Raw genomic sequence first — 20,251 nt, 5'->3', positions numbered from 1 at the left:
AATGAGTGCGATCGTCGCCGGTACTGCCACTACCGCGCCCAGTGCGGGCCGTCGCCCGCGGGGCGGACTGTTGCGGGCCGTCATGCGCAACCGCAAAGCCATGCTGGGCGCCGCTTTGCTGGTGCTGTTCGTCCTGCTCGCCGCGTTCCCGCACCTGTTCGTCCCCTGGCTGCACGGAGATCCACGCGCAATCGGCGACCTGCCGCTGGAAGGACCGTCGGGCAAGCACTGGCTCGGTACGACGGGCCTCGGCCAGGACGTGTACGCCGAACTGATCTACAGCACCCGTGAATCGCTCGTCATCGCCGTCGTCGCAGGGCTCGGGGCGACCATCCTGTCGGTGGTCATCGGCGTCTCGGCCGCCTACCTCGGCGGTTTCGCCGACGACGGTCTGTCGATGCTGACCGACATCTTCCTGGTGCTCCCGACCTTCCCGCTGATCATCGTGCTGGCGACGTACGCGGGCAAAGGCAATCTGACGGTCATCATCATCGTGCTGATCCTGACCGGCTGGTCGTACGGCGCCCGGCAGATGCGCGCGCAGGCGCTGTCGCTGCGCAACCGGGACTTCCTCGAATCGGCCCGGTGCCGCGGCGAGCGCCGGTCGTACATCATCGTGGTCGAGATGCTGCCGACGATGATCTCGCTGATCGTCGCGAACTTCCTCGGCGCCGCTCTGTACTCCGTTCTGACGGCGGCCGGCCTGCAGTTCCTCGGACTCGGCGATCCCAACTCGCTCAGCTGGGGCACGATGCTCTACTGGGCGCAGAACCAAGGTGCGCTGGTGAACGGACTACCGGCCTGGGCCCTGTCCCCCGGCCTCGCGGTCGCCCTGCTCGGCGTCGCCTTCGCCCTGCTCAACTACGCGTTCGACGAGATCAGCAACCCCGCCCTGCGCCCGGTTCGGAGGCGACGTGCCAAGTCAGCCAATTCTTGAGGTCCGCGATCTCACCGTCGAATACGACACCGGCGACCAGCCGGTGGTCGCGGTCGACCGGGTGGATCTCGAGGTGCACGCCGGTGAGTTCGTCGGCGTGGTCGGTGAGTCGGGCTGCGGCAAGTCGACGCTGCTGTTCGCCATCGCCCAACTGCTGAGTCCACCGGCCGCCATCACCGGCGGCAGCGTGCTGTTCCAGGGCCAGAACCTCGTGGCGATGAGCGAGAAGGAGCTGGCGGCGTTGCGCTGGCGCGACTTCTCCGTGGTGATGCAGAGCGCGATGAACGCGCTCAATCCGGTGAAGAGCATCGGCGCCCAGTTCCACGACGCGATCATGGCCCACGACGAGCCGGTGGCCGACGACCGTCCTGCCGAAGTACTGCGGTTGGTCGGCATCGACCCGATCCACTTGAAGAGCTACCCGCACCAGCTCAGCGGTGGCATGCGGCAGCGGGCGATGATCGCGATGGCGCTGCTGTTCACGCCCGATCTCATCATCATGGACGAGCCGACGTCGGCGCTCGATGTCGTCGCCCAGCGCTCGCTGATGGTGCAGATCAAGGAGTTGCAGCGGCAACTCGGCTTCGCGGTCGTCTTCGTCACCCACGACATGTCCCTGGTCAGCCACTTCTCCGACCAACTGCTGGTCATGTACGCCGGCCAGGTGGTCGAGCTCGGCGCGACCCGGGCCGTGTTCGATCATCCGGCCCACCCGTACAGCAAGGGATTGCTCGACGCCTTCCCGTCGATCCGCGGGCCGAAGGTCCCGCTGACCGGAATCCCGGGCAGCCCGCCGAACCTGGCCCATCCACCGAGCGGGTGCCGCTTCCATCCCCGGTGCCCGGTGGCGTTCGGCGACTGCCCCAAGATCGAGCCCGACCTCTACCAGGTCGGAGCCGTGCAGGCCCGGTGCCTGCTGCACGCACCCGACGGCGTACTGACCGAACCGAAGCAGGAGGCGACCTCATGACCGAGGTCAGCACCGACAGGCTCTCCCCCGCCGACTCGGCCGCGGACGCGTCGACCGGCCCGCTGCTGGAGACCAAGAACCTGACTCAGCACTTCCGGGTCGGCCGCGGCTTCTCCCGCAAGATGCTGCACGCGGTCGACGACGTGAACCTCACCGTCGAACGCCAGGAGATCGTCGCACTGGCCGGAGAGAGCGGCAGCGGCAAGAGCACGATCGCCCGGCTGCTGGCGGGCGTCTACAAGCCGACCAGCGGCGAGATCTACTACCAGGGTCGGCCCGTGTCTGCGATGCGGTCACGCCGGGAGCAACTCGCGTACCGCGGCGACGTTCCGATGGTCTTCCAGGATCCGTTCAGCTCGCTCAACCCCGCCTTCCGCGTCTCGCACGGCATCCTGCGCAGCCTGAAACTGCACAACCCCGACCTCACCCGCGACCAGCGGTACGACGAAGCCGCGCGGGTGGTCGAGCAGGTCGGCCTGGCACCGGCCGCCGACATCCTTCATCGCTATCCGTATGAACTCAGCGGTGGTCAGCGGCAGCGGATCGGCTTCGCGCAGGCACTCGCGCACCAGCCCAAGTTGATCCTGGCCGACGAGCCGGTCTCGATGCTCGACGTGTCGATCCGGATCGGCCTGCTCAACCTGATGGCCGAGCTACGCGAGTCGGCCGGGGTGTCGTTCCTCTACATCACGCACGACATCGCCAGCGCCCGGTACGTCGCCGACCGGCTGATGATCATGTACGCCGGTCACATCGTCGAGTCCGGTCCGGCGGAGTCCGTCCTGGCCGACCCGAAACACCCGTACACGGATCTGTTGCTCGGCGCGGTGCCCGATCCGCGCGCACCGCTCAGTGTCGGCGTCGAGGGTGACACGGGCGAACCGCCGAAGGTCATCGACCCGACCCCCGGTTGCCGGTTCCGCTGGCGCTGCCCGTTGGCGATCGACGAGTGCCACCACATCACGCCGAAGCTCCGGCTGCTCGGCGAACGCCACACCGCCGCTTGCCACGTCGCCCAACCCGACCCCGGCTTCACCTCCCCGGACCCGGCCGTCACCCCACCGGACACCGGCGCCGCCTGATCCGATCCCCACGTCGGTCCGCCCGGCGGCAAGAACGGCTAGCGTTTGACGCGGTCGACCCGGCGGCCTTGCTGGTCGAAGATGTGGATCCGGTTGACGTCGACCACCAGGTGGATCGTGTCGTGCGCTTTGAGATTCGCGACGTTGTCGATCTCGAGCACCAGGTCCGAGCGCCGGTGCGTCGCCGACGCGAGCGGCTCCAACGGCGGCGGCGTGTACTCGCGGCCGATCACGGACCGCACCTTGCCCGCCAACGCGGACACGCGCCCCGCCGAACGGTGCACCCGTGAGCCCGCGCTGTGCGAGGTCGGCCGGCCGCTTCTGACCCGACGACTCCGGGTGCGCCCGATGAGATCGGGGTTCAGTAGCTCGATTCCCGCGGTGACGAACGCGATCCACTGGTTCCCGTGGAATTCCAGCGTCCGGATCGTGCCGGACAACTGGTTGGCCTCCCCGCCGTCGAACGTCACCTTGAAGGCGTCCGAGCGAGCACCGACGACGACCTGCTCACCGGCGTGGTCGCGCAGGATCATGGATCGGCGATCGGTGGGCGGAAGCGCGATCGACTGGCTGCCGAAGTCCAGCGTGACCCGGTGGTGGCTGGCGACCCGGACCGTGGCGGTCATCAGGTTGATCCTCGGCGTACCGAGGAAGCCGGCGGTGAAGGCGGTCGCCGGGTCGTCGTAGATCTGCGACGGGGTGCCGACGTCCTCGATCTGGCCGTCGCGCATGATCGCGATCCGGTCGGCCAGCGTGAGCGCCTCCACCTGGTCGTGCGTGACGTAGACCGTCGTCACCTTCAGGTCCCGGGTCATCGACCCGATCTCCTGCCGCAACTCGGTGCGCATGGTGGCGTCCAGGTTCGACAGCGGCTCGTCCATCAGGAACACCTTGGGCTGCCGGACGATGGCCCGGCCGATCGCGACCCGCTGCCGCTGGCCACCCGACAGCGTGCGCGGCAACCGGTCGAGCGCGCCGTCGATGCCGAGGATGCGCGCCAGCCCCGAAGCCTTGGCGTTCGCCTCGACCAGGTCCTCGCCCGCCATCCGCAACGGGAAGATGATGTTCTCCCGGGCGGTCCGGTTGGGGTAGAGCGCGCCGTTCTGGAAGACCATCGCGACACCGCGGTCCCTGGGCGTCAGCCCGGTGCCCTCAGTGCGGTCGAACCAGACCGAACCGCTGGTCAGGTCCTCCAGCCCCGCGATCATCCGCAGGACGGTCGTTTTCCCGCACCCGGACGGCCCGAGCAGCACCATGAACTCGCCGTCCTCGATTTCCAGGGACAGCTCGTTGACGGCCAGCTGCCCACCGTCGTACACCTTGGACACGGAGTCCAGCCTGATTCCTGTCACGGCCCTCCCGGTCGATCAAGGGTGAGTAGACCGTGTCTGGGCCGTGCCTGTCCAGAGTTCACAAACCCCGAACACGCCGCGTCAGGGAAGGGTTACGCGTTCAAGAGCTTGTCAAGAGCAACTAGCCGGACGCAGGTGGCCAGACCGCTGATCGCGGTCTCGAGTTCGGCCGGATCGGGGTACGTCGGGGCGATCCGGATGGTGCGGTCCGCGGGCTCGTCGCCGTACGGGTGGGTCGCACCGGCCGGGGTCAGGGCGATGCCGGCCGCCTTCGCCTTCGCGACCACCTCGCGGGCACACCCCTCGGGGACCGTAAGGCTGATGAAGTAGCCGCCGGCCGGGCTGGTCCAGGACGCGAGGCCGGTGTCGCCGAGTTCGGCCGTGAGGATCTTGTCCACCACGTCGAACTTCGGCCGGATCACCGCGGCATGCCGGGCCATGTGCTCGCGCAGACCGTCGGCGTCCTTGAGGAACTGCACGTGCCGCAGCTGGTTGATCTTGTCCGGCCCGATGCTGCGCTTCACGGTGTGGCTCAGCCACCAGGTCACGTTGGCGGGCGACGAACCGAAGAACGCGACGCCCGCTCCGGCGAAGGTGATCTTCGAGGTGGAGCCGAACACGAACACCCGGTCGGCGTGACCGTGCTCGGCCGCGAGGGCGAGAACGTCGGCGATCTCGGCCGGCTCGTCGGTCAGGTGATGGACGGCGTACGCGTTGTCCCAGAAGATCCGGAAGTCCGGTGCTGCGGTCTCCATCGCGGCCAGCCGGCGGACGGTCTCGTCGGAGTACACGACACCGTCGGGGTTGCTGTACTTCGGTACGCACCAGATGCCTTTGACCGCAGGATTTTCGGCGACGAGGCGTTCCACCACGTCCATGTCCGGTCCCTCGGCCGTCATCGGCACAGGAATCATCGTGATGCCGTACCGCTCGCAGATGCCGTAGTGCCGGTCGTAGCCGGGCACCGGGCAGAGGAAGGCGACCTCAGGCTCCTCCACCCAGCGACGCTCGCCGCCCGGAAGCGTGCTGAGCATGGCGAAGACGACCGCGTCGTGCATCAACTCCAGGCTGGAGTTCCCGGCGGCCAGCAACTGCTCGACGGGAACTTGGAGCGCCTCGCTGAAGATCTCCCGCAACTCCGGCAGGCCGTGCAGACCGCCGTAGTTGCGCAGGTCGGTCCCGTCGGCCGCGGTCGGCGGACCTTGCAACTCCAGCAGTCCGTGCGCGAGGTCGAGCTGGTCCGGCGACGGCTTCCCCCGGGTGAGATCCAGCTTCAGCCCCCGGGCGACCAGCGCCTCGTAGTCCTGACGCGCTTGGTCGCGCTGAGCCGTCAACTCTTCATTGCTGGTCACGAGGGTCCCTTTCACCGTTAGGCGTACGCCGAAGAGCCTAACGACACAACCTCGCGACAGTCACAGGTGATGCCTAGGAAGCTTCGGATGCCGGTTGACGTCCTTGTAAAGCAGATAGCGGAACCGGCCCGGTCCACCGGCGTAGCAGGCCTGCGGGCAGAAGGACCGCAGCCACATGAAGTCGCCCTCCTGCACCTCGACCCAGTCCTTGTTGAGCAGGTAGACCGCCTTGCCCTCCAGCACGTAGAGCCCGTGTTCCATCACGTGCGTCTCCGGGAACGGGATCACCCCGCCGGGCTCGAAGGTGACGATGTTGACGTGCATGTCGTGCCGTACGTCGAGCGGGTCGGCGAACCGCTGGGTCTTCCAGCGCCCGTCCGTGCCCGGCATCTCGTGCCCCTCGACGTCGGCCTCGTTGGTGACGAACGCCTCCGGTACGTCGATGCCCTCCACGTGCTCGTAGGCCTTGCGGACGAAGTGGAACACTGCCCTGCTGTCGCTGGTGTTCCACACCGTCCAGTTGGCCGCCGGCGGCAGGAACGCATAGCCACCGGGTTCGAGTTCGTGCTTGTCACCTTCCACGGTGAGCGACAAGTTGCCCTCGACAACGAACAGGACGGCCTCGGCACCGGGATCCGTCTCCGGCTTGTCGCTGCCGCCGCCCGGCGCAACCTCCACGATGTACTGCGAGAACGTCTCCGCGAAGCCCGACAACGGCCGGGCCAGCACCCACAGCCGGGTGTTCTCCCAGAACGGCAACTGGCTGGTGACGATGTCGCGCATGGTCCCGCGCGGCAGAACGGCGTACGCCTCGGTGAAGACGGCGCGGTCGGTGGTCAGCTCGGTCTGAGCCGGCAGCCCACCGGCCGGTGCGTAGTACGTCATCGTTGTTCTCCTAGGGTCAGCAGGCGTCCCCGGTGGCCGGCTGCGAGGTCGACAGGCGCACCACGGAGCCAGGTCTCCCGGACGACTCCGGTGAGTGGCATCCCGTCGTACGGCGTGAGCGGGTTCTTGTGGTGCAGGGTGTGGGCGTCCGCGACGAAGGTCTCGTCCGGCGCGAGGACGCAGAAGTCCGCGTCGTACCCGGCCTCGATCCTGCCCTTGTGTCGCAGGCCCACCTGGTTCGCGGGCGCCTGGCACATCCAGCTCGCCACGTCGGTCAGCGTGAAGCCGCGGCGGCGGGCCTGCGTCCAGACGGCCGGCAGACCGAGTTGAAGCGACGCGATACCACCCCAGGCCGCGCCGAAATCGCCGGTGTCCAGGCACTTGAGGTCGACCGTCGACGGCGAGTGGTCCGAGACGACCAGGTCGATCACGCCGTCCCGCAAGCCTTCCCAGAGCAGCTCGCGGTTCTCCGCTTCGCGAATGGGCGGACAGCACTTGTACTGCGTGGCGCCGGCCGGGATCTCCTCGGCGGAAAAGGTGAGGTAGTGCGGACAGGTCTCCGCGGTGATCCGTACGCCGTCGCGACGCGCCTCCGCGAGCATCGGGAGCACATCCGCGCTCGAGACATGCAGGATGTGCACGCGGCACCCGGTCAACGCGGCGAGCCCGATGACGTCGGCGACGGCGGCGTACTCCGCTTCGCGCGGTCGCGAGCGGAGGAAGTCTTGATAGGCGGCTCCGTGCGGTGCGGGCGCGTCGTCGATCCGGTGGGCGTCCTCGGCGTGCACGATCAACAGTCCGTCGAACGCGCTGATCTCGCGCATCGCCAGTTCGAGCTCGGCCGGGTCGAGCGGTGGGAACTCGTCGACGCCCGAATGCAGCAGGAAGCACTTGAAGCCGAAGACCCCGGCGTCGTGCAACGGCCGCAACTGGCTGGCGTTGCCCGGGATCGCGCCGCCCCAGAAGCCGACGTCGACGTACGCCTGGCTTCCCGCGACCTTCTGCTTCAACTCCAGCGCGGGCACGTCGCAGGTCGGCGGGATGCTGTTGAGGGGCATGTCGATGATCGTGGTGACGCCGCCGGCCGCCGCTGCCCGGGTGGCGCTGGTGAAACCCTCCCAGTCGGTCCGGCCCGGGTCGTTGACGTGCACATGCGAATCGACCAGGCCCGGTAGCAGCACCTCGTCGTGGGCGAGGTGGTGTTCGCGGGCGCCTGCGAGCGCCGCCTCGTACGGCTCGACGGCGACGATCCGGCCGTCTTTCACACCGACGGCGCCGGACACTTCGCCCGTCGTACCGATAATCCGGTGGGCCCGGATGACGAGGTCCAGCGCAGTCATACGACGCCCCTCTCAGTTGCAGTCATCGTAAAGCTCCAGTCCTCGGCAATCCGCTCACCGAGCTGCCGCAGCAGCGGAACGGGCTCGGCGATGCACTTCCGTACGTCCGGTTCGAGCTCCGTCAACGCGTAGGCCTTTTCAATCCCAGCCTCCCGCAGCCGCTCCTCGCTGAGCCGGTTGCTCCCACACACTGCCACCACCGGTACGCCGGCCTTGCGCGCAGCCGCGGCGACACCAGCCACAGCCTTGCCACGCAACGTCTGCTCATCCAGCGCCCCTTCGCCGGTGATCACCAACTCAACATCCTCAACCCGCTCGTGAAACCCGACCAGCTCGAGCAGAAGCTCGATCCCAGGCCGCATCTCCGCCCCCAACACCGCCAACGCCGCAAACCCCACACCCCCAGCCGCACCAGCCCCCGGCGCCCCCCGAAGATCCGCCACTCCGCGGCGCGAAAAGCCGACGCCGAGGGCGCCCCCTGCGTCCACGGCACGGACGCCGGTCGGCGCGTGGGTGGTCCGGGCGACCAAGTCGGCCCAGTGGGTGAGGGCTGCGTCCAACTGGTCGACCTGCTCAGACGAGGCGCCCTTCTGGGGCCCGTAGATTGCAGCTGCCCCGGACGGGCCCGTCAAGGGGTTGTCTACGTCGCAGGCGACCGTGATCTCGACGCCGTTCAGGCGCTCGTGAAGTGCGGTCAGATCCAGCGAAGTGGCGGCCGCCAGCGCAGCGCCACCCTCTGCCAGTTCCTCGCCATCTGCATCCAACAGCCGGGCGCCGAGGGCGCGGATCAGGCCTGCTCCCCCGTCGGTACAGGCGCTGCCGCCGATGCCGAGGATCACTTGGGTGCAGCCGCTGTCGATGGCCGCGGCGATCAGCTCGCCCGTACCGCGGGAAGTCGCCGTCAGCGGAGCCGGCTCGCCCCCGGGCAGCCGGCTCAGCCCCGACACGTCGGCCAACTCGACAACGGCAACCTCGTCCCGCCGCGCGAAACCGGTGAACACCGGCTCACCCGTCGGACCGGTAGCGGTTCGCCGTACGAGCTCGAACCCCGCGGCGGCGGCGGCGGCCAGCGTGCCGTCGCCACCGTCGGCCACCGGCACCGACTCGATGACCGCGTCCGAGCAAACCATCCGCACCCCGTCACCCACCGCCGCCGCCACTTCGGCGCTGCTCAACGTGCCTTTGAACTTGTCAGAGGCAACCAAGATGCGCATCAGCTGAGCTGGGCTACGGCGGTCGGTGCGTCCTCGGGGCGTTCCGCAAGCGGCTCGAATTCGGTGACATTGTCGATTTCGGTGCCCATGGCAACGTTGGTTACGCGCTCCAGGATGACCTCGACCACGATCGGGACCCGGTGTTCGACCATCAGCTTCTTCGCCAGTTCGAGCGCGGGCAGGATCTCGTCCGGCGCAGACACCCGGACCGCCTTGCAGCCGAGGCCTTCCGCGACCTTGACGTGGTCGACGCCGTAGCCGTTCAGCTCGGGGCTGTTGATGTTCTCGAACGACAGCTGCACGCAGTAGTCCATGTCCAGCCCGCGTTGCGCCTGCCGGATCAACCCGAGGTACGAGTTGTTCACGACCACGTGGATGTAGGGGATGTTGAACTGCGCTCCGACCGCCAGCTCCTCGATCAGGAACTGGAAGTCGTAGTCGCCCGACAGCGCCACCACCGTGCTCTCCGGATCGGCGACGGCGACACCCAGCGTGGCCGGAATCGTCCACCCGAGCGGACCGGCCTGACCGGCGTTGATCCAGTGCCGCGGCCGATACACGTGCAGCATCTGCGCGGCCTGGATCTGCGAAAGCCCGATCGTCGACACATACCGGGTCTCGGGACCGAACGCCCGGTTCATCTCCTCGTACACCCGCTGCGGCTTGATCGGCACGTTGTCGAAGTGCGTCTTGCGCTGCAACGACGTCCTCCGCGCCCGGCACTCCTCGACCCAGCTCGAACGGTCGGTCAGCTTGCCGGCCGCCCACTCCCGAGCCACCTCGACGAAGACCTCCAACGCGGCACGCGCGTCGGAGACGATGCTGTAGTCCGGCGCGAACACCCGGCCGATCTGCGTCGGCTCGATGTCGACGTGCACGAACTTGCGTCCCTCGGTGTAGGTCCCGACCGAGCCGGTATGCCGGTTGGCCCACCGGTTGCCGATCCCGAACACCAGGTCCGACGCCAGCAGCGTGGCGTTGCCGTACCGGTGTGAGGTCTGCAGCCCGACCATCCCAGCCGCGAGCGGGTGGTCGTCCGGGATCGTGCCCCAACCCATCAGCGTCGGTACGACGGGCACGCCCACCAGCTCGGCGAACTCGACCAGGAGGTCGGCCGCGTCGGCGTTGACGACGCCACCACCGGAGACGATGAGCGGCCGCTCGGCCTCGTTCAGCAGCGCGAGTGCCTTCTCCGCCTGCGCCCGCGTCGCCGCCGGCCGGACGACCGGGAGCGGCTCGTACGTGTCGATGTCGAACTCGATCTCGGTCAGCTGGACGTCGATCGGCAGGTCGATGAGCACCGGTCCGGGACGACCGGAGCGCATCAGCTGGAAGGCCTGCTGGAACGTACCGGGCACCTGCGCCGGCTCCATCACCGTGACGGCCCACTTGGCGACCGCCTTGGCGATCGAGGCGATGTCGACAGCCTGGAAGTCCTCCTTGTGCAGCTTCGCCACGGGTGCCTGCCCGGTGATGCACAGGATCGGGATCGAGTCGGCCGAGGCGGAGTACAGGCCCGTGATCATGTCGGTGCCGGCGGGACCCGACGTACCGATGCACACGCCGATGTTGCCCGCCTTGGCCCGCGTGTAGCCCTCGGCCATGTGCGAGGCGCCCTCGACGTGGCGGGCCAGCACGTGCCTGATCCCGCCGTGCTTCTTCATCGCACTGTAGAAGGGGTTGATCGCCGCACCCGGCAGACCGAACGTCTGGGTGGCACCTTCCTTCTCCAGGATCAGGACCGCGGCGTCGACCGCGCGCATCCGGGCCATCAGTCCGACGCCTTTCCGGACAGCCGCTCGACGCCGCGCAGCAGAGCGGAGTGGTCGAGACCACCGTCGCCGTTCACCCGGGCGGACGCCACCAGCTGAGCGACCAGCGAACCGAGCGGTACGACGACCCCTCGCTCGCGGGCGGCCGCGGTGACGATGCCCATGTCCTTGTGGTGCAGGTCGATCCGGAAGCCCGGCTGGAAGGAGCGAGACAGCATGTTCTCCTTCTTCTGGTTCAGCACCGCCGACCCGGCCAGCCCGCCGCCCAGTACTTCGAGGGCCGCCTTGGTGTCCACGCCGTACGCCTCCAGGAAGACGACGGCCTCGGACAGCGCCTGGATGTTGGCGGCGACGATCAGCTGGTTCGCGGCCTTGACCGTCTGCCCAGCACCACTCGCACCGACGTGGACGATGGTCTTGCCGACCGCGTCGAGCAGCGGCTTCGCTTCCTGGAAGTCACTCTCCTCGCCGCCGACCATGATGGAGAGCGCCGCGTTCTTCGCGCCCGCCTCCCCACCGGAGACCGGTGCGTCGAGCAGCCGGAAGCCGCGCTCGCGGGCCTGCCGGGCGAGTTCGATGGTGACGTCGGGCCGGATGCTGGAGAAGTCGATGATCAGTGCGTCGGGCTGCGCGTTCTCGAACACGCCGCCCTCGCCCGCGAGCACCAGCTCGACGTCCGGCGAGTCCGGCACCATCACGCAGACCACGTCGGCGTTCTTGACCGCGTCCGCGATCGATTCCGCCGCGCGGCCGCCCGCCTCGACGAGCGGCCTGGCCCGGGACGGGTCGAGGTTCACGCCGGCGACCTGGTGACCGGCGGTGGCGAGGTGGACGGCCATCGGGCTGCCCATGATGCCTAGGCCGATGAAGGCGATGTTCGTCATGACTGAGTCTCCTTGGCGGGGTCGGCCGGGCCGCGGCGTTCGCGCGGCAGCCAGCCGAAACTGTCGACAGTGGTGGTGGCCGGCTTGTACTCCAAGCTGACCCAGCCGCCGTAACCGCCGGCCGCGAGCGCGGCCAGCTGGGAATCGAGCGGGAGCGTGCCGGTGCCGGGCTCGTTGCGCCCCGGTGCATCGGCGATCTGGACGTGTGCGATCCGGTCGGCGTACTGCGCGATCACGCGATCGACGTCGTCGCCGTTGACCGCGAGGTGGTAAAGATCGGCGAGCAGACCGACGTTCTGTACGCCGTACGCCGCTTGCACGCGATCGATGACGGTCAGTACGTCGGCAGCCGTGCGCAGCGGATACCTGTCGGCGCCGCTCACCGGCTCGATCAGCACCTGCGCATCGACCCGGGCAGCCGCTCGGGCGGCGAGACCGAGGTTCTCGACGGCGAGTTCGTCCTGCTCGGTCGCGGAGTGGTTGTCGTCCCGGTTGCCGTAGAGGGCGTTGAAGGCCCGGCAGCCGAGCCGGTCGCCGATGCCGAGGGTGGCCTCGATGTTGTCCCGGAACTCGCCGCCCCGCTTGGGCCAGGAGACCAGGCCGCGATCGCCGCCCGGCATGTCGCCGGCGAAGAAGTTCAGCCCGATCAGCTGGACACCGGCGTCCTGGACCGCGGTCACGAAGGCGTCTGCCTCGCGATCCGTCGGCACTGCCTCGGCGAACGGCCACCAGAACTCGACGGCGCCGAACCCGGCCTGCCGCGCGGCCGCCGGACGCTCCAGCAGCGGTAGCTCGGTGAACAGGATCGAGCAGTTCACCGCGTAGCGCAGCCCGTGGCTCATAGGATCCTTCTTTCGTATTTCCGCATTGTGGAAGCTTGCTTCTGCTATGCGAAATGACCATAGGATGGCTCGCAGCGGCCCGTCAAGCGCCGGGCGACCGGACCGGCCAGGTCTGGACGTTGCCCCCACAGACGTATCGCGCGCGCGGGCCCGCGTTGTACGTTCCTCCAAGGAGCTTCCCGGGCCGGAGGAGGTCGAGATGTTGCTCTCGGAGCTGTTCGACGCACCCGAACTGCGACTCCGGCTGCTGCACGCGGCCCAGGGCGCCTACGACCGTCCGATCGGCCGGATCATCACCACCGACCTGCTCGAACCGGGCAACTACCTCAACGGTGGCGAGCTGGTCCTGACCGGGCTGGTCTGGCGCCGCAGCGCCGCGGACAGCGAGACCTTCGTCGCCTCGGTGGCGGGCCGGGGCGCAACCACGATCCTGGCCGGCAAGGCACTGCTCGGCACGATCCCCGACGACCTGCTCGAGGCCTGCCGGCGTCACCAGGTCACCCTCGTCGAGGTGCCGACCGAGGTCGCCTTCGCGGACGTCACGGAGTACGTCGCGGCCGCCGGGTCGGCCGACACCGGCGCCCGGTTGTCGGCGAGTCTCGTCCGCCAGCGTCAGTTGCTCTCGGCCATCGCTTCCGGTCGCAGTCTCGACGAACTGACGGCCCGGATCTCGACCGAGATCGGGCACGACTGCCGGGTGATCACCTCCACCGGGCGGCACGTCGTACCGGGACCCGGGCCGCTGGACGACGACACCCTCGACGCGGTGACCCGGCGGTTCCTGACCGCCGAACGGACCCCAGCGGTCGCGGCGGCCGACGGTACGCCGTACAGCCTGTTCCCGATCGGGTCGGGACTCGGGAACCGGTTGACCGCCTGGCTGCTGGTCGTCGAGGGCGACCACACCCAGTGGTCCCGTGCCCATGTCGAGGCGGTGCAGGAACTGTCCGCGATCGCGGCCCTCGACCGCGTACGCCGCGACGAAGGCCGCCTCGCTCTGCGGCCGTTGGTCGCCGACGCGCTCGCCCTGATCGAGTCCGGCGGACCACCGGCCGAGGTCGCCACCCGGCTGCGGCAGGCGGGCGTGCACTCCGATCGGCCGATGGTTGTCGCGGTAGGGGAACTGCGCGAGGACGGGCCGGTCGAGATCGCGCTGACGATCTTCGAGGACGTCGCGCTCACGGTCGGTCCCGCGGTCGTCGCCACCGGGCGCGACGGGCTGCCGGTCGCCTTGCTGCCCGCGTCCCCCGATCTGCCGAATCTGCTTCGTCGCGCGTTCGGCCGGCTCTCCCCCGGCCTGGCCAGGGCAAGACTGACGATCGGCGTCAGCGGCGAGACGACGGCCGATGCCTTGACCGGTGCGCTGGAAGAAGCGCGCTTCGCGCAGCGGGCGGCCCTGGCCGGACGGACCCCGATCTCCGTCGTCACCTCCGACGAGGTTGCTTCGCATGTCCTGCTGCTGGCCACCGTCCCCGACGACGTACGACGGACGTATGCGCACCGGGTGCTCGGGCCGGTTCTCGAGCACGATCGGCGGACCCGCGCCGACCTGATCGCAACCCTCAGCGAGTTCCTCGCCTGTTCGGGCTCGTGGTCCCGGGCGGCCGAGACGCTGCACCTGCACGTCAACACGGTTCGGTACCGGATCGAACGCATCGAGCAACTGACCGGTCGCGATCTGTCGCGGTTCGAGGACCGGGTCGACGTGTTCTTGGCACTGAAGTCGCTCTGAGCCGCGCTGTTTGGATGATCCTCCAAAGCGTGAGGCCCTGAAGCGGGCCAAGTTCGGAGGTTCCTCGGGTGCAATCCGCGCCGCGCTGAGCCCAAGCTGTCGTGCAGGCCAGAACCGCCCGCGACCCCTTGGAAGGTGCCCGATGAAGGCAAAAACGCGAGCTTCCCGTCATCCGGTGGACCAGGTGCTCTCGCCCGGACGCCTCGCCGTGTACGGCACCCAGCACGTCCTCGCCTTCTACGCCGGCGCAGTGATCGTCCCGATCCTGCTGGCGAACTCGATCGGGCTCAGCACCGCGCAGCTGGTGCACCTGATCACCTGCGGTATCGCCTCGATCATCCAGTCCGTCGGCTTCTGGAAGGTCGGTGTCCGGCTGCCGCTGCTGCAAGGTGTCACCTTCACCGCGGTCTCGCCGATGATCGCGATCGGCCTCGCTGCCGGTGGCGGGACCGACGGCCTGCTGGTCATCTACGGCGCAGTACTCGTCGCCGGCCTGGCCACCTTCCTGATCGCCCCCTACTTCAGCCGGCTGATCCGGTTCTTCCCACCCGTCGTGACCGGTTCGGTCATCACGATCATCGGCCTCGCCCTGCTACCGGTGGCCGCCGGGGATGCCACTGGTGGCGCGGGCCCGACGTCCGACCCGACCAGCGGTAAGAACCTCGCCTACGCACTCGGGACCCTGGCGCTGATCGTCGCGATCCAGCGGATCTTCAAGGGGTTCCTGGCGACGATCGCCGTACTGGTCGGCCTCGTCGTCGGTACGGCGGTCGCCTGGGCCTTCGGCGATGCCCACTTCGGCGCGGTCAGCGGTGCGGACTGGGTCGGCGTGACCACGCCGTTCAACTTCGGCTGGCCGAAGTTCTCGGTCGCCGCGATCATCTCGATGATCGTGGTCATGCTGATCACCGCCGTCGAGACCACCGGCGACGTGTTCGCGACCGGCGAGATCGTCGAGAAGCGGATCGGCCGCGAGGACATCGCCCGCGCACTGCGCGCCGACGGCCTGGCCACCACCATCGGCGGGGTCTTCAACTCCTTCCCCTACACGTGTTTCGCCGAGAACGTCGGCCTGGTCCGGCTGACGCGGGTGAAGAGCCGCTGGGTGGTCGCGGCCGCCGGCGCGATCATGATCCTGCTCGGCCTGGTCCCCAAGGCCGGCGCCGTCGTCGCGGGGGTTCCGCACCCGGTGCTGGGCGGCGCCGCCCTGGCGATGTTCGCCACCGTCGCGGTCGTCGGCTTCCAGACGCTGGCCAAGGTCGACTTCCACGACCACCGCAACGTGGTGATCGTGGCGACCAGCGTCGGCCTGGCCATGTACGTCACCGCGCAGCCGCAGATCTCCCAGGCGGTGCCGGGCTGGGCCGAGATCATCTTCGGCAGCGGCATCACCCTCGGCAGCCTGACCGCGATCGGCCTCAACCTGCTGTTCCACCACGTCGGCAAGGACTTCGGCCCCGCCGTCGCCGGGCAGCCGGGCGACACCATCCGGCTGGACCAAGTGAACGAGATGACCCGCGCCGAGTTCGTCACCACCTTCTCCGACCTGTTCCAGGGACCCACCTGGATGGTCGAGCGGGCCTGGGAGATGCGGCCGTTCGCCGACACGCACGCGCTGCGCCGGTCGTTCCAGGAGGCGCTCTTCTCCGGATCGAAGGACGAGCAACGCGAGCTGATCGAGTCCTACCCGCAGCTCGGCTCGCAGTTCGTCGCCGACGGGCTGAGCGGCGAGGCGTCGCTGCGCGACCAGGCGACCCGCGGCCTGACCTACCTGTCCGAGCCGGATCGCGACGAGCTCGCCTCGATCACCGCCGCGTACCGCGAGCGCTTCGGCTTCCCGTTGGTCATCTCGGTCCGGGACGCGGAGTCGTTCGACCGGATCGTCGAGCAGGGCCGGGTCCGGCTCGGCAACTGCGAGAACCAGGAACACGCCGCCGCCCTGCTGGAGATCGCGAAGATCGCGGGGTACCGGTTCGACGACTTCCTGCAGGACGCGAACCCCATCCACAGCGCACGAACCCGCTGGAGCAGCAACCGATGAGTACACCGCAGACCCTCCGCGCGGCTGCCGTCAAGGTGAATGGCAAAGACACCCGGCTCGACGGCGTGCCCGTGCACACCACCCTGCTCGACTGGCTGCGCGACCGCGGCCTGACGGGAGCGAAGGAGGGCTGCGCCGAAGGCGAATGCGGCGCGTGCTCCGTCCTCGTCGCCCGCCCCGGCATCGACAGCCCGACCGAATGGACCGCGGTGAACGCGTGCCTGCTCCCGGCCGCCGCGCTTGACGGCCAGGAGATCATCACCTCCGAAGGCCTGGGCTCTCCGGCCGAACTCCACCCGGTGCAAGAGGAAATGGCCGTCCGCGGCGGATCCCAGTGCGGCTTCTGTACGCCGGGCTTCGTCTGCAGCATGGCCGCCGAGTACTACCGCCCAGCCCGTACGCCGTGCGCCGGTGACCACGAGCACGGCCCGAACGGCTTCGACCTGCACGCGCTCAGCGGGAACCTCTGCCGGTGCACCGGCTACCGGCCGATCCGCGACGCGGCGTACGCACTCGGCGTACCGGAGGAGAACGACGCGCTCGCGGCTCGCCGGTCCTCGCCGCCTCCCGCGGCGGCTGCCACGCGGCTGTCCTTCGACGGGGCAGAATTCCTGCGGCCGGCCAGCCTCGATGACGTGCTCGGGCTGCTGGCCGAACGGCCGGACGCGCGGATCGTCGCCGGGTCGACCGATGTCGGCGTGGAGGTGAACCTGCGCGGCGTACGGGCGCCCCTCGTCGTCGCTGTGGACCGGCTGGCCGAGCTGCGCGAATTCGAGGTCGGGACGGACGAGATCCGGATCGGGGCGGCGCTGACGTTGAGCGAGCTCGAGCGGCTGCTCGACGGCCGGGTGCCGTTGCTCGGGCAGTTGTTCCCGCAGTTCGCCTCCCGGCTGATCCGCAACGGCGCCACGATCGGCGGCAACCTCGGGACCGGCTCGCCGATCGGCGACACGCCACCCGCCTTGCTGGCCCTCGACGCCTCGCTCGTGCTGGCGTCGCACCGCGGCGAGCGGGTCGTTGCCCTGAGCGACTACTTCACCGGCTACCGGGAGACGCTGAAAGCACCCGACGAGCTGATCCGGGCCGTCCTGATTCCGTTGCCCTTGGCATCGATGACCGCCTTCCACAAGATCGCCAAGCGCCGGTTCGACGACATCTCCAGTGTCGCCGTCGGCTATGCGGTCGAGGTCGCGGACGGTGTGGTCAGCCAGGCGCGCATCGGCCTCGGCGGGGTGGCCGCCACCCCGCTGCGCGCCCACGCGACCGAGGACGCCTTGATCGGCAAGCCGTGGACCGAAGTCAGCGTCCGCGAAGCCGCTGCCGTGATGGCATCTGAGGGAACGCCGATGGACGATCATCGCGCGAGCGCGTCGTACCGCTCGGCGATGCTCGGCCAGTCACTACTCCGTTTCTATGCCCAGCAACTCTCGCCGGAGGGGGTGAGCGCATGAGCGCCCTGTCCCAACGACCGCAGCGAGCCGTGGTCGGCCTGCCACTTCCGCACGAAAGCGCGGCGCTGCATGTCACCGGTCAGGCTCTCTACACCGACGACCTCGTGATGCGGACCCGCGATGTCCTGCACGCTTTCCCGGTCCAGTCGCCGCACGCCCACGCGCGGATCCTTTCGCTGAAGGTGAAGCCCGCGTACGACGTACCGGGGGTGGTCCGGGTGCTCACCGGTGAGGACGTGCCCGGCGTGAACGACGCCGGGGTGAAGCACGACGAGCCGCTGTTCCCGGACGAGGTGATGTTCCACGGGCACGCGATCTGCTGGGTGCTCGCGGAGACGCTGGAGGCTGCCCGGCTCGGTGCGGCTGCGGTCGAGGTCGAGTACGAACCGCTGCCGTCGCTGGTGACCGTCCGCGAAGCCATTGCCGCAGGCAACTTCCAGGGCACCGGGCGGCACCTGGAGAGCGGTGACGTCGAAGGGGCGCTGGCCGCGGCGCCACACGTGTTCAGCGGTGAGTTCGAGTTCGCGGGGCAGGAACACTTCTACCTCGAGACCAATGCCGCGCTGGCGCTGGTCGACGAGGGCGGCCAGATCTTCGTGCAGAGCAGCACCCAGCATCCCTCGGAGACGCAGGAGATCGTCGCGCATGTCCTCGGCGTCGCGAGCCACGCCGTGACCGTGCAGTGCCTGCGGATGGGCGGTGGTTTCGGCGGCAAGGAGATGCAGCCGCACGGATTCGCCGCCATCGCGGCACTCGGCGCGACGCTGACCGGACGTCCGGTCCGGCTGCGGCTCAACCGCACCCAGGACATCACGATGACGGGCAAGCGGCACGGCTTCCACAGTGAATGGAGGGCTGGCTTCGACGACGACGGCCACCTGGTAGCGCTCGACGCGACCATCACCGCCGACGGCGGCTGGAGTCTCGACCTGTCCGAACCGGTACTGGCGCGCGCGATGTGCCACATCGACAATTCGTACTGGATCCCCAACGTCCGGGTCGACGGCCGGATCGCCAGGACCAACAAGACCTCCCAGACGGCCTTCCGCGGCTTCGGCGGCCCGCAGGGCATGCTCGTCGTGGAGGACCTGCTCGGCCGCTGCGCACCGCTGCTCGGGTACGACCCGATGGAGCTGCGCCGCCGCAACCTCTACCAGTCGCAGCACAGTACGCCGTACGGGATGCCCGTTCGGCATGCCGAGCGGTTGGAGGCGTGCTGGGGCGAGGTGCTCGAGCGGGGCGGGATCGAGCAGCGCAAGGCGGAGATCGACGCGTTCAACGCGACCCACCCGGACACCAAGCGTGCGATCGCGATGACGCCGGTGAAGTTCGGCATCTCGTTCAACCTGACCGCGTTCAACCAGGCCGGTGCGCTCGTGCACGTCTACAAGGACGGCTCGGTGCTGATCAACCACGGCGGCACCGAGATGGGACAAGGCCTGCACACGAAGATGCTGCAGGTGGCGGCCACCTGCCTCGGCGTACCGCTGTCGCGGGTCCGGCTGGCGCCCACCCGGACCGACAAGGTACCGAACACCTCGGCCACCGCGGCGAGTTCGGGCGCCGACCTCAACGGCGCAGCGATCAAGAACGCCTGTGAGCAGATCCGCGAACGGCTCGAACAAGTTGCCGCCGGCAAGCTCGGGATCAACCCCAAGGACGTCCGGTTCGTCGACGGTGCCGTCCGCGGGCTGAGCTTCGGCAGCGACACGCTCAGTTGGGACGAGGTCGTCCTCGCGGCGTACTTCCAGCGCGTCCAGTTGTGGGCGGCCGGGTTCTACCGCACCGAAGGCCTGCACTGGGATGCGAACGCGATGCGGGGCGAGCCCTTCAAGTACTTCGCGTACGGCGTGGCCGCGGCCGAGGTGGAGGTGGACGGCTTCACCGGTGCCTACAAACTGCGGCAGGTCGACATCGTCCACGACGTCGGCGACAGCCTCAGCCCGTTGATCGACCTCGGCCAGATCGAGGGCGGTTTCGTCCAGGGTGCCGGCTGGCTGACGCTCGAAGATCTCCGCTGGGACGAGAGCGACGGTCCGCACCGCGGCAGGTTGGCGACCCAGGCGGCCAGTACCTACAAGCTGCCGAGCTTCTCCGAGATGCCGGAGGTCTTCAACGTCCGGCTGCTGGAGAAGGCGCACGAGGACGGTGCCGTCTACGGTTCGAAGGCTGTGGGTGAACCGCCGTTGATGCTCGCCTTCTCCGTCCGGGAGGCGCTCCGGCAGGCCGCCGCGGCCTTCGGCCCGGCTGGGACCAGCGTCGATCTGCCGTCACCTGCCACGCCCGAAGCCGTCTACTGGGCGCTCGATCGCGCCCGTTCGAACTCGGACTCGCGCTCGCACTCGCACTCGCACTCGCACTCGCGAGAGTTCGTGGGATCGGAAGGGAGGTGAGCGA

At 68.9% G+C, this 20,251-nt stretch carries 15 protein-coding genes; 7 read left to right on the top strand and 8 right to left on the bottom strand.

The window, feature by feature from the left end:
* Position 1: 1 nt before the first annotated feature.
* The 3 genes from DIZ26_RS05635 to DIZ26_RS05625 are packed head-to-tail and all read left to right on the top strand — an operon-like array spanning position 2 to position 2,989.
* On the top strand, positions 2–937 hold the full coding sequence (locus DIZ26_RS05635; protein WP_112238388.1) for an ABC transporter permease: 936 nt from the start codon (positions 2–4) through the stop codon (positions 935–937).
* Positions 915–1,907, top strand: coding sequence for an ABC transporter ATP-binding protein (locus DIZ26_RS05630; protein ID WP_112238386.1), 993 nt, complete (start codon positions 915–917; stop codon positions 1,905–1,907). The genes DIZ26_RS05635 and DIZ26_RS05630 overlap by 23 nt, the downstream gene beginning before the upstream one ends.
* Complete coding sequence (locus DIZ26_RS05625) at positions 1,904–2,989, top strand: ABC transporter ATP-binding protein (RefSeq protein ID WP_112238384.1); 1,086 nt, start codon at positions 1,904–1,906, stop codon at positions 2,987–2,989. Before DIZ26_RS05630 ends, DIZ26_RS05625 begins: the two co-directional genes overlap by 4 nt.
* A 38-nt stretch (positions 2,990–3,027) precedes the next feature.
* Here the strand turns inward: DIZ26_RS05625 and DIZ26_RS05620 are convergent, their stop codons facing one another.
* From DIZ26_RS05620 to DIZ26_RS05585, 8 genes are all read right to left on the bottom strand, one after another.
* Positions 3,028–4,341: an ABC transporter ATP-binding protein gene (locus DIZ26_RS05620; protein WP_232828155.1), complete on the bottom strand. Its 1,314-nt coding sequence runs from the start codon at positions 4,339–4,341 to the stop codon at positions 3,028–3,030.
* A 92-nt stretch (positions 4,342–4,433) separates the two neighbouring features.
* Positions 4,434–5,693: an aminotransferase class I/II-fold pyridoxal phosphate-dependent enzyme gene (locus DIZ26_RS05615; RefSeq protein ID WP_112238382.1), complete on the bottom strand. Its 1,260-nt coding sequence runs from the start codon at positions 5,691–5,693 to the stop codon at positions 4,434–4,436.
* A gap of 60 nt (positions 5,694–5,753) precedes the next feature.
* The gene (locus tag DIZ26_RS05610) at positions 5,754–6,578 is read right to left on the bottom strand and encodes a bifunctional allantoicase/(S)-ureidoglycine aminohydrolase (protein ID WP_112238380.1); all 825 of its coding nucleotides are present in this window, start codon (positions 6,576–6,578) and stop codon (positions 5,754–5,756) included.
* Positions 6,575–7,918: an allantoinase AllB gene (allB, locus tag DIZ26_RS05605; protein ID WP_112238378.1), complete on the bottom strand. Its 1,344-nt coding sequence runs from the start codon at positions 7,916–7,918 to the stop codon at positions 6,575–6,577. The genes DIZ26_RS05610 and allB overlap by 4 nt, the downstream gene beginning before the upstream one ends.
* Positions 7,915–9,132, bottom strand: a complete 1,218-nt coding sequence (locus tag DIZ26_RS05600) for a glycerate kinase (RefSeq protein ID WP_112238376.1) — start codon at positions 9,130–9,132, stop codon at positions 7,915–7,917. Before DIZ26_RS05600 ends, allB begins: the two co-directional genes overlap by 4 nt.
* Entirely contained in the window at positions 9,132–10,904 is a 1,773-nt protein-coding gene (gene gcl, locus DIZ26_RS05595; protein WP_112238375.1) for a glyoxylate carboligase, read from the bottom strand. Before gcl ends, DIZ26_RS05600 begins: the two co-directional genes overlap by 1 nt.
* Positions 10,904–11,788, bottom strand: coding sequence for a 2-hydroxy-3-oxopropionate reductase (locus DIZ26_RS05590; RefSeq protein WP_112238373.1), 885 nt, complete (start codon positions 11,786–11,788; stop codon positions 10,904–10,906). The genes gcl and DIZ26_RS05590 overlap by 1 nt, the downstream gene beginning before the upstream one ends.
* Positions 11,785–12,630 (bottom strand): hydroxypyruvate isomerase family protein, encoded by an 846-nt coding sequence (locus DIZ26_RS05585; protein WP_112238371.1) that lies wholly within the window; start codon positions 12,628–12,630, stop codon positions 11,785–11,787. Before DIZ26_RS05585 ends, DIZ26_RS05590 begins: the two co-directional genes overlap by 4 nt.
* Positions 12,631–12,829: 199 nt before the next feature.
* On the opposite strand from DIZ26_RS05585, the gene DIZ26_RS05580 reads away from it, so the two are divergent.
* The 4 genes from DIZ26_RS05580 (at position 12,830) to xdhB (ending at position 20,247) form a co-directional block, all read left to right on the top strand.
* Positions 12,830–14,362, top strand: a complete 1,533-nt coding sequence (locus DIZ26_RS05580; protein ID WP_198675910.1) for a PucR family transcriptional regulator — start codon at positions 12,830–12,832, stop codon at positions 14,360–14,362.
* Between the two features lie 142 nt (positions 14,363–14,504).
* Positions 14,505–16,403, top strand: a complete 1,899-nt coding sequence (gene uraD, locus DIZ26_RS05575) for a 2-oxo-4-hydroxy-4-carboxy-5-ureidoimidazoline decarboxylase (protein WP_112238367.1) — start codon at positions 14,505–14,507, stop codon at positions 16,401–16,403.
* Positions 16,400–17,854, top strand: coding sequence for a xanthine dehydrogenase small subunit (locus tag DIZ26_RS05570; RefSeq protein ID WP_112238365.1), 1,455 nt, complete (start codon positions 16,400–16,402; stop codon positions 17,852–17,854). The genes uraD and DIZ26_RS05570 overlap by 4 nt, the downstream gene beginning before the upstream one ends.
* Entirely contained in the window at positions 17,851–20,247 is a 2,397-nt protein-coding gene (xdhB, locus tag DIZ26_RS05565) for a xanthine dehydrogenase molybdopterin binding subunit (RefSeq protein ID WP_112238363.1), read from the top strand. Before DIZ26_RS05570 ends, xdhB begins: the two co-directional genes overlap by 4 nt.
* The last annotated feature ends 4 nt before the right edge of the window (positions 20,248–20,251 follow it).

The organism is Kribbella monticola, from assembly GCF_003261635.1.
Lineage (GTDB): Bacteria > Actinomycetota > Actinomycetes > Propionibacteriales > Kribbellaceae > Kribbella > Kribbella monticola.
This window is presented reverse-complemented; position numbering and strand designations above follow the sequence as displayed.

Bases quoted from the DNA above. Each gene is read 5' to 3' on its own strand.
- DIZ26_RS05600 (WP_112238376.1), bottom strand. From the start codon at position 9,132: ATGCGCATCTTGGTTGCCTCTGACAAGTTCAAAGGCACGTTGAGCAGC.
- DIZ26_RS05570 (WP_112238365.1), top strand. From the start codon at position 16,400: ATGAGTACACCGCAGACCCTCCGCGCGGCTGCCGTCAAGGTGAATGGC.
- gcl (WP_112238375.1), bottom strand. From the start codon at position 10,904: ATGGCCCGGATGCGCGCGGTCGACGCCGCGGTCCTGATCCTGGAGAAG.
- uraD (WP_112238367.1), top strand. From the start codon at position 14,505: ATGAAGGCAAAAACGCGAGCTTCCCGTCATCCGGTGGACCAGGTGCTC.
- DIZ26_RS05590 (WP_112238373.1), bottom strand. From the start codon at position 11,788: ATGACGAACATCGCCTTCATCGGCCTAGGCATCATGGGCAGCCCGATG.
- DIZ26_RS05635 (WP_112238388.1), top strand. From the start codon at position 2: ATGAGTGCGATCGTCGCCGGTACTGCCACTACCGCGCCCAGTGCGGGC.
- xdhB (WP_112238363.1), top strand. From the start codon at position 17,851: ATGAGCGCCCTGTCCCAACGACCGCAGCGAGCCGTGGTCGGCCTGCCA.
- DIZ26_RS05610 (WP_112238380.1), bottom strand. From the start codon at position 6,578: ATGACGTACTACGCACCGGCCGGTGGGCTGCCGGCTCAGACCGAGCTG.
- allB (WP_112238378.1), bottom strand. From the start codon at position 7,918: ATGACTGCGCTGGACCTCGTCATCCGGGCCCACCGGATTATCGGTACG.
- DIZ26_RS05580 (WP_198675910.1), top strand. From the start codon at position 12,830: ATGTTGCTCTCGGAGCTGTTCGACGCACCCGAACTGCGACTCCGGCTG.
- DIZ26_RS05585 (WP_112238371.1), bottom strand. From the start codon at position 12,630: ATGAGCCACGGGCTGCGCTACGCGGTGAACTGCTCGATCCTGTTCACC.
- DIZ26_RS05625 (WP_112238384.1), top strand. From the start codon at position 1,904: ATGACCGAGGTCAGCACCGACAGGCTCTCCCCCGCCGACTCGGCCGCG.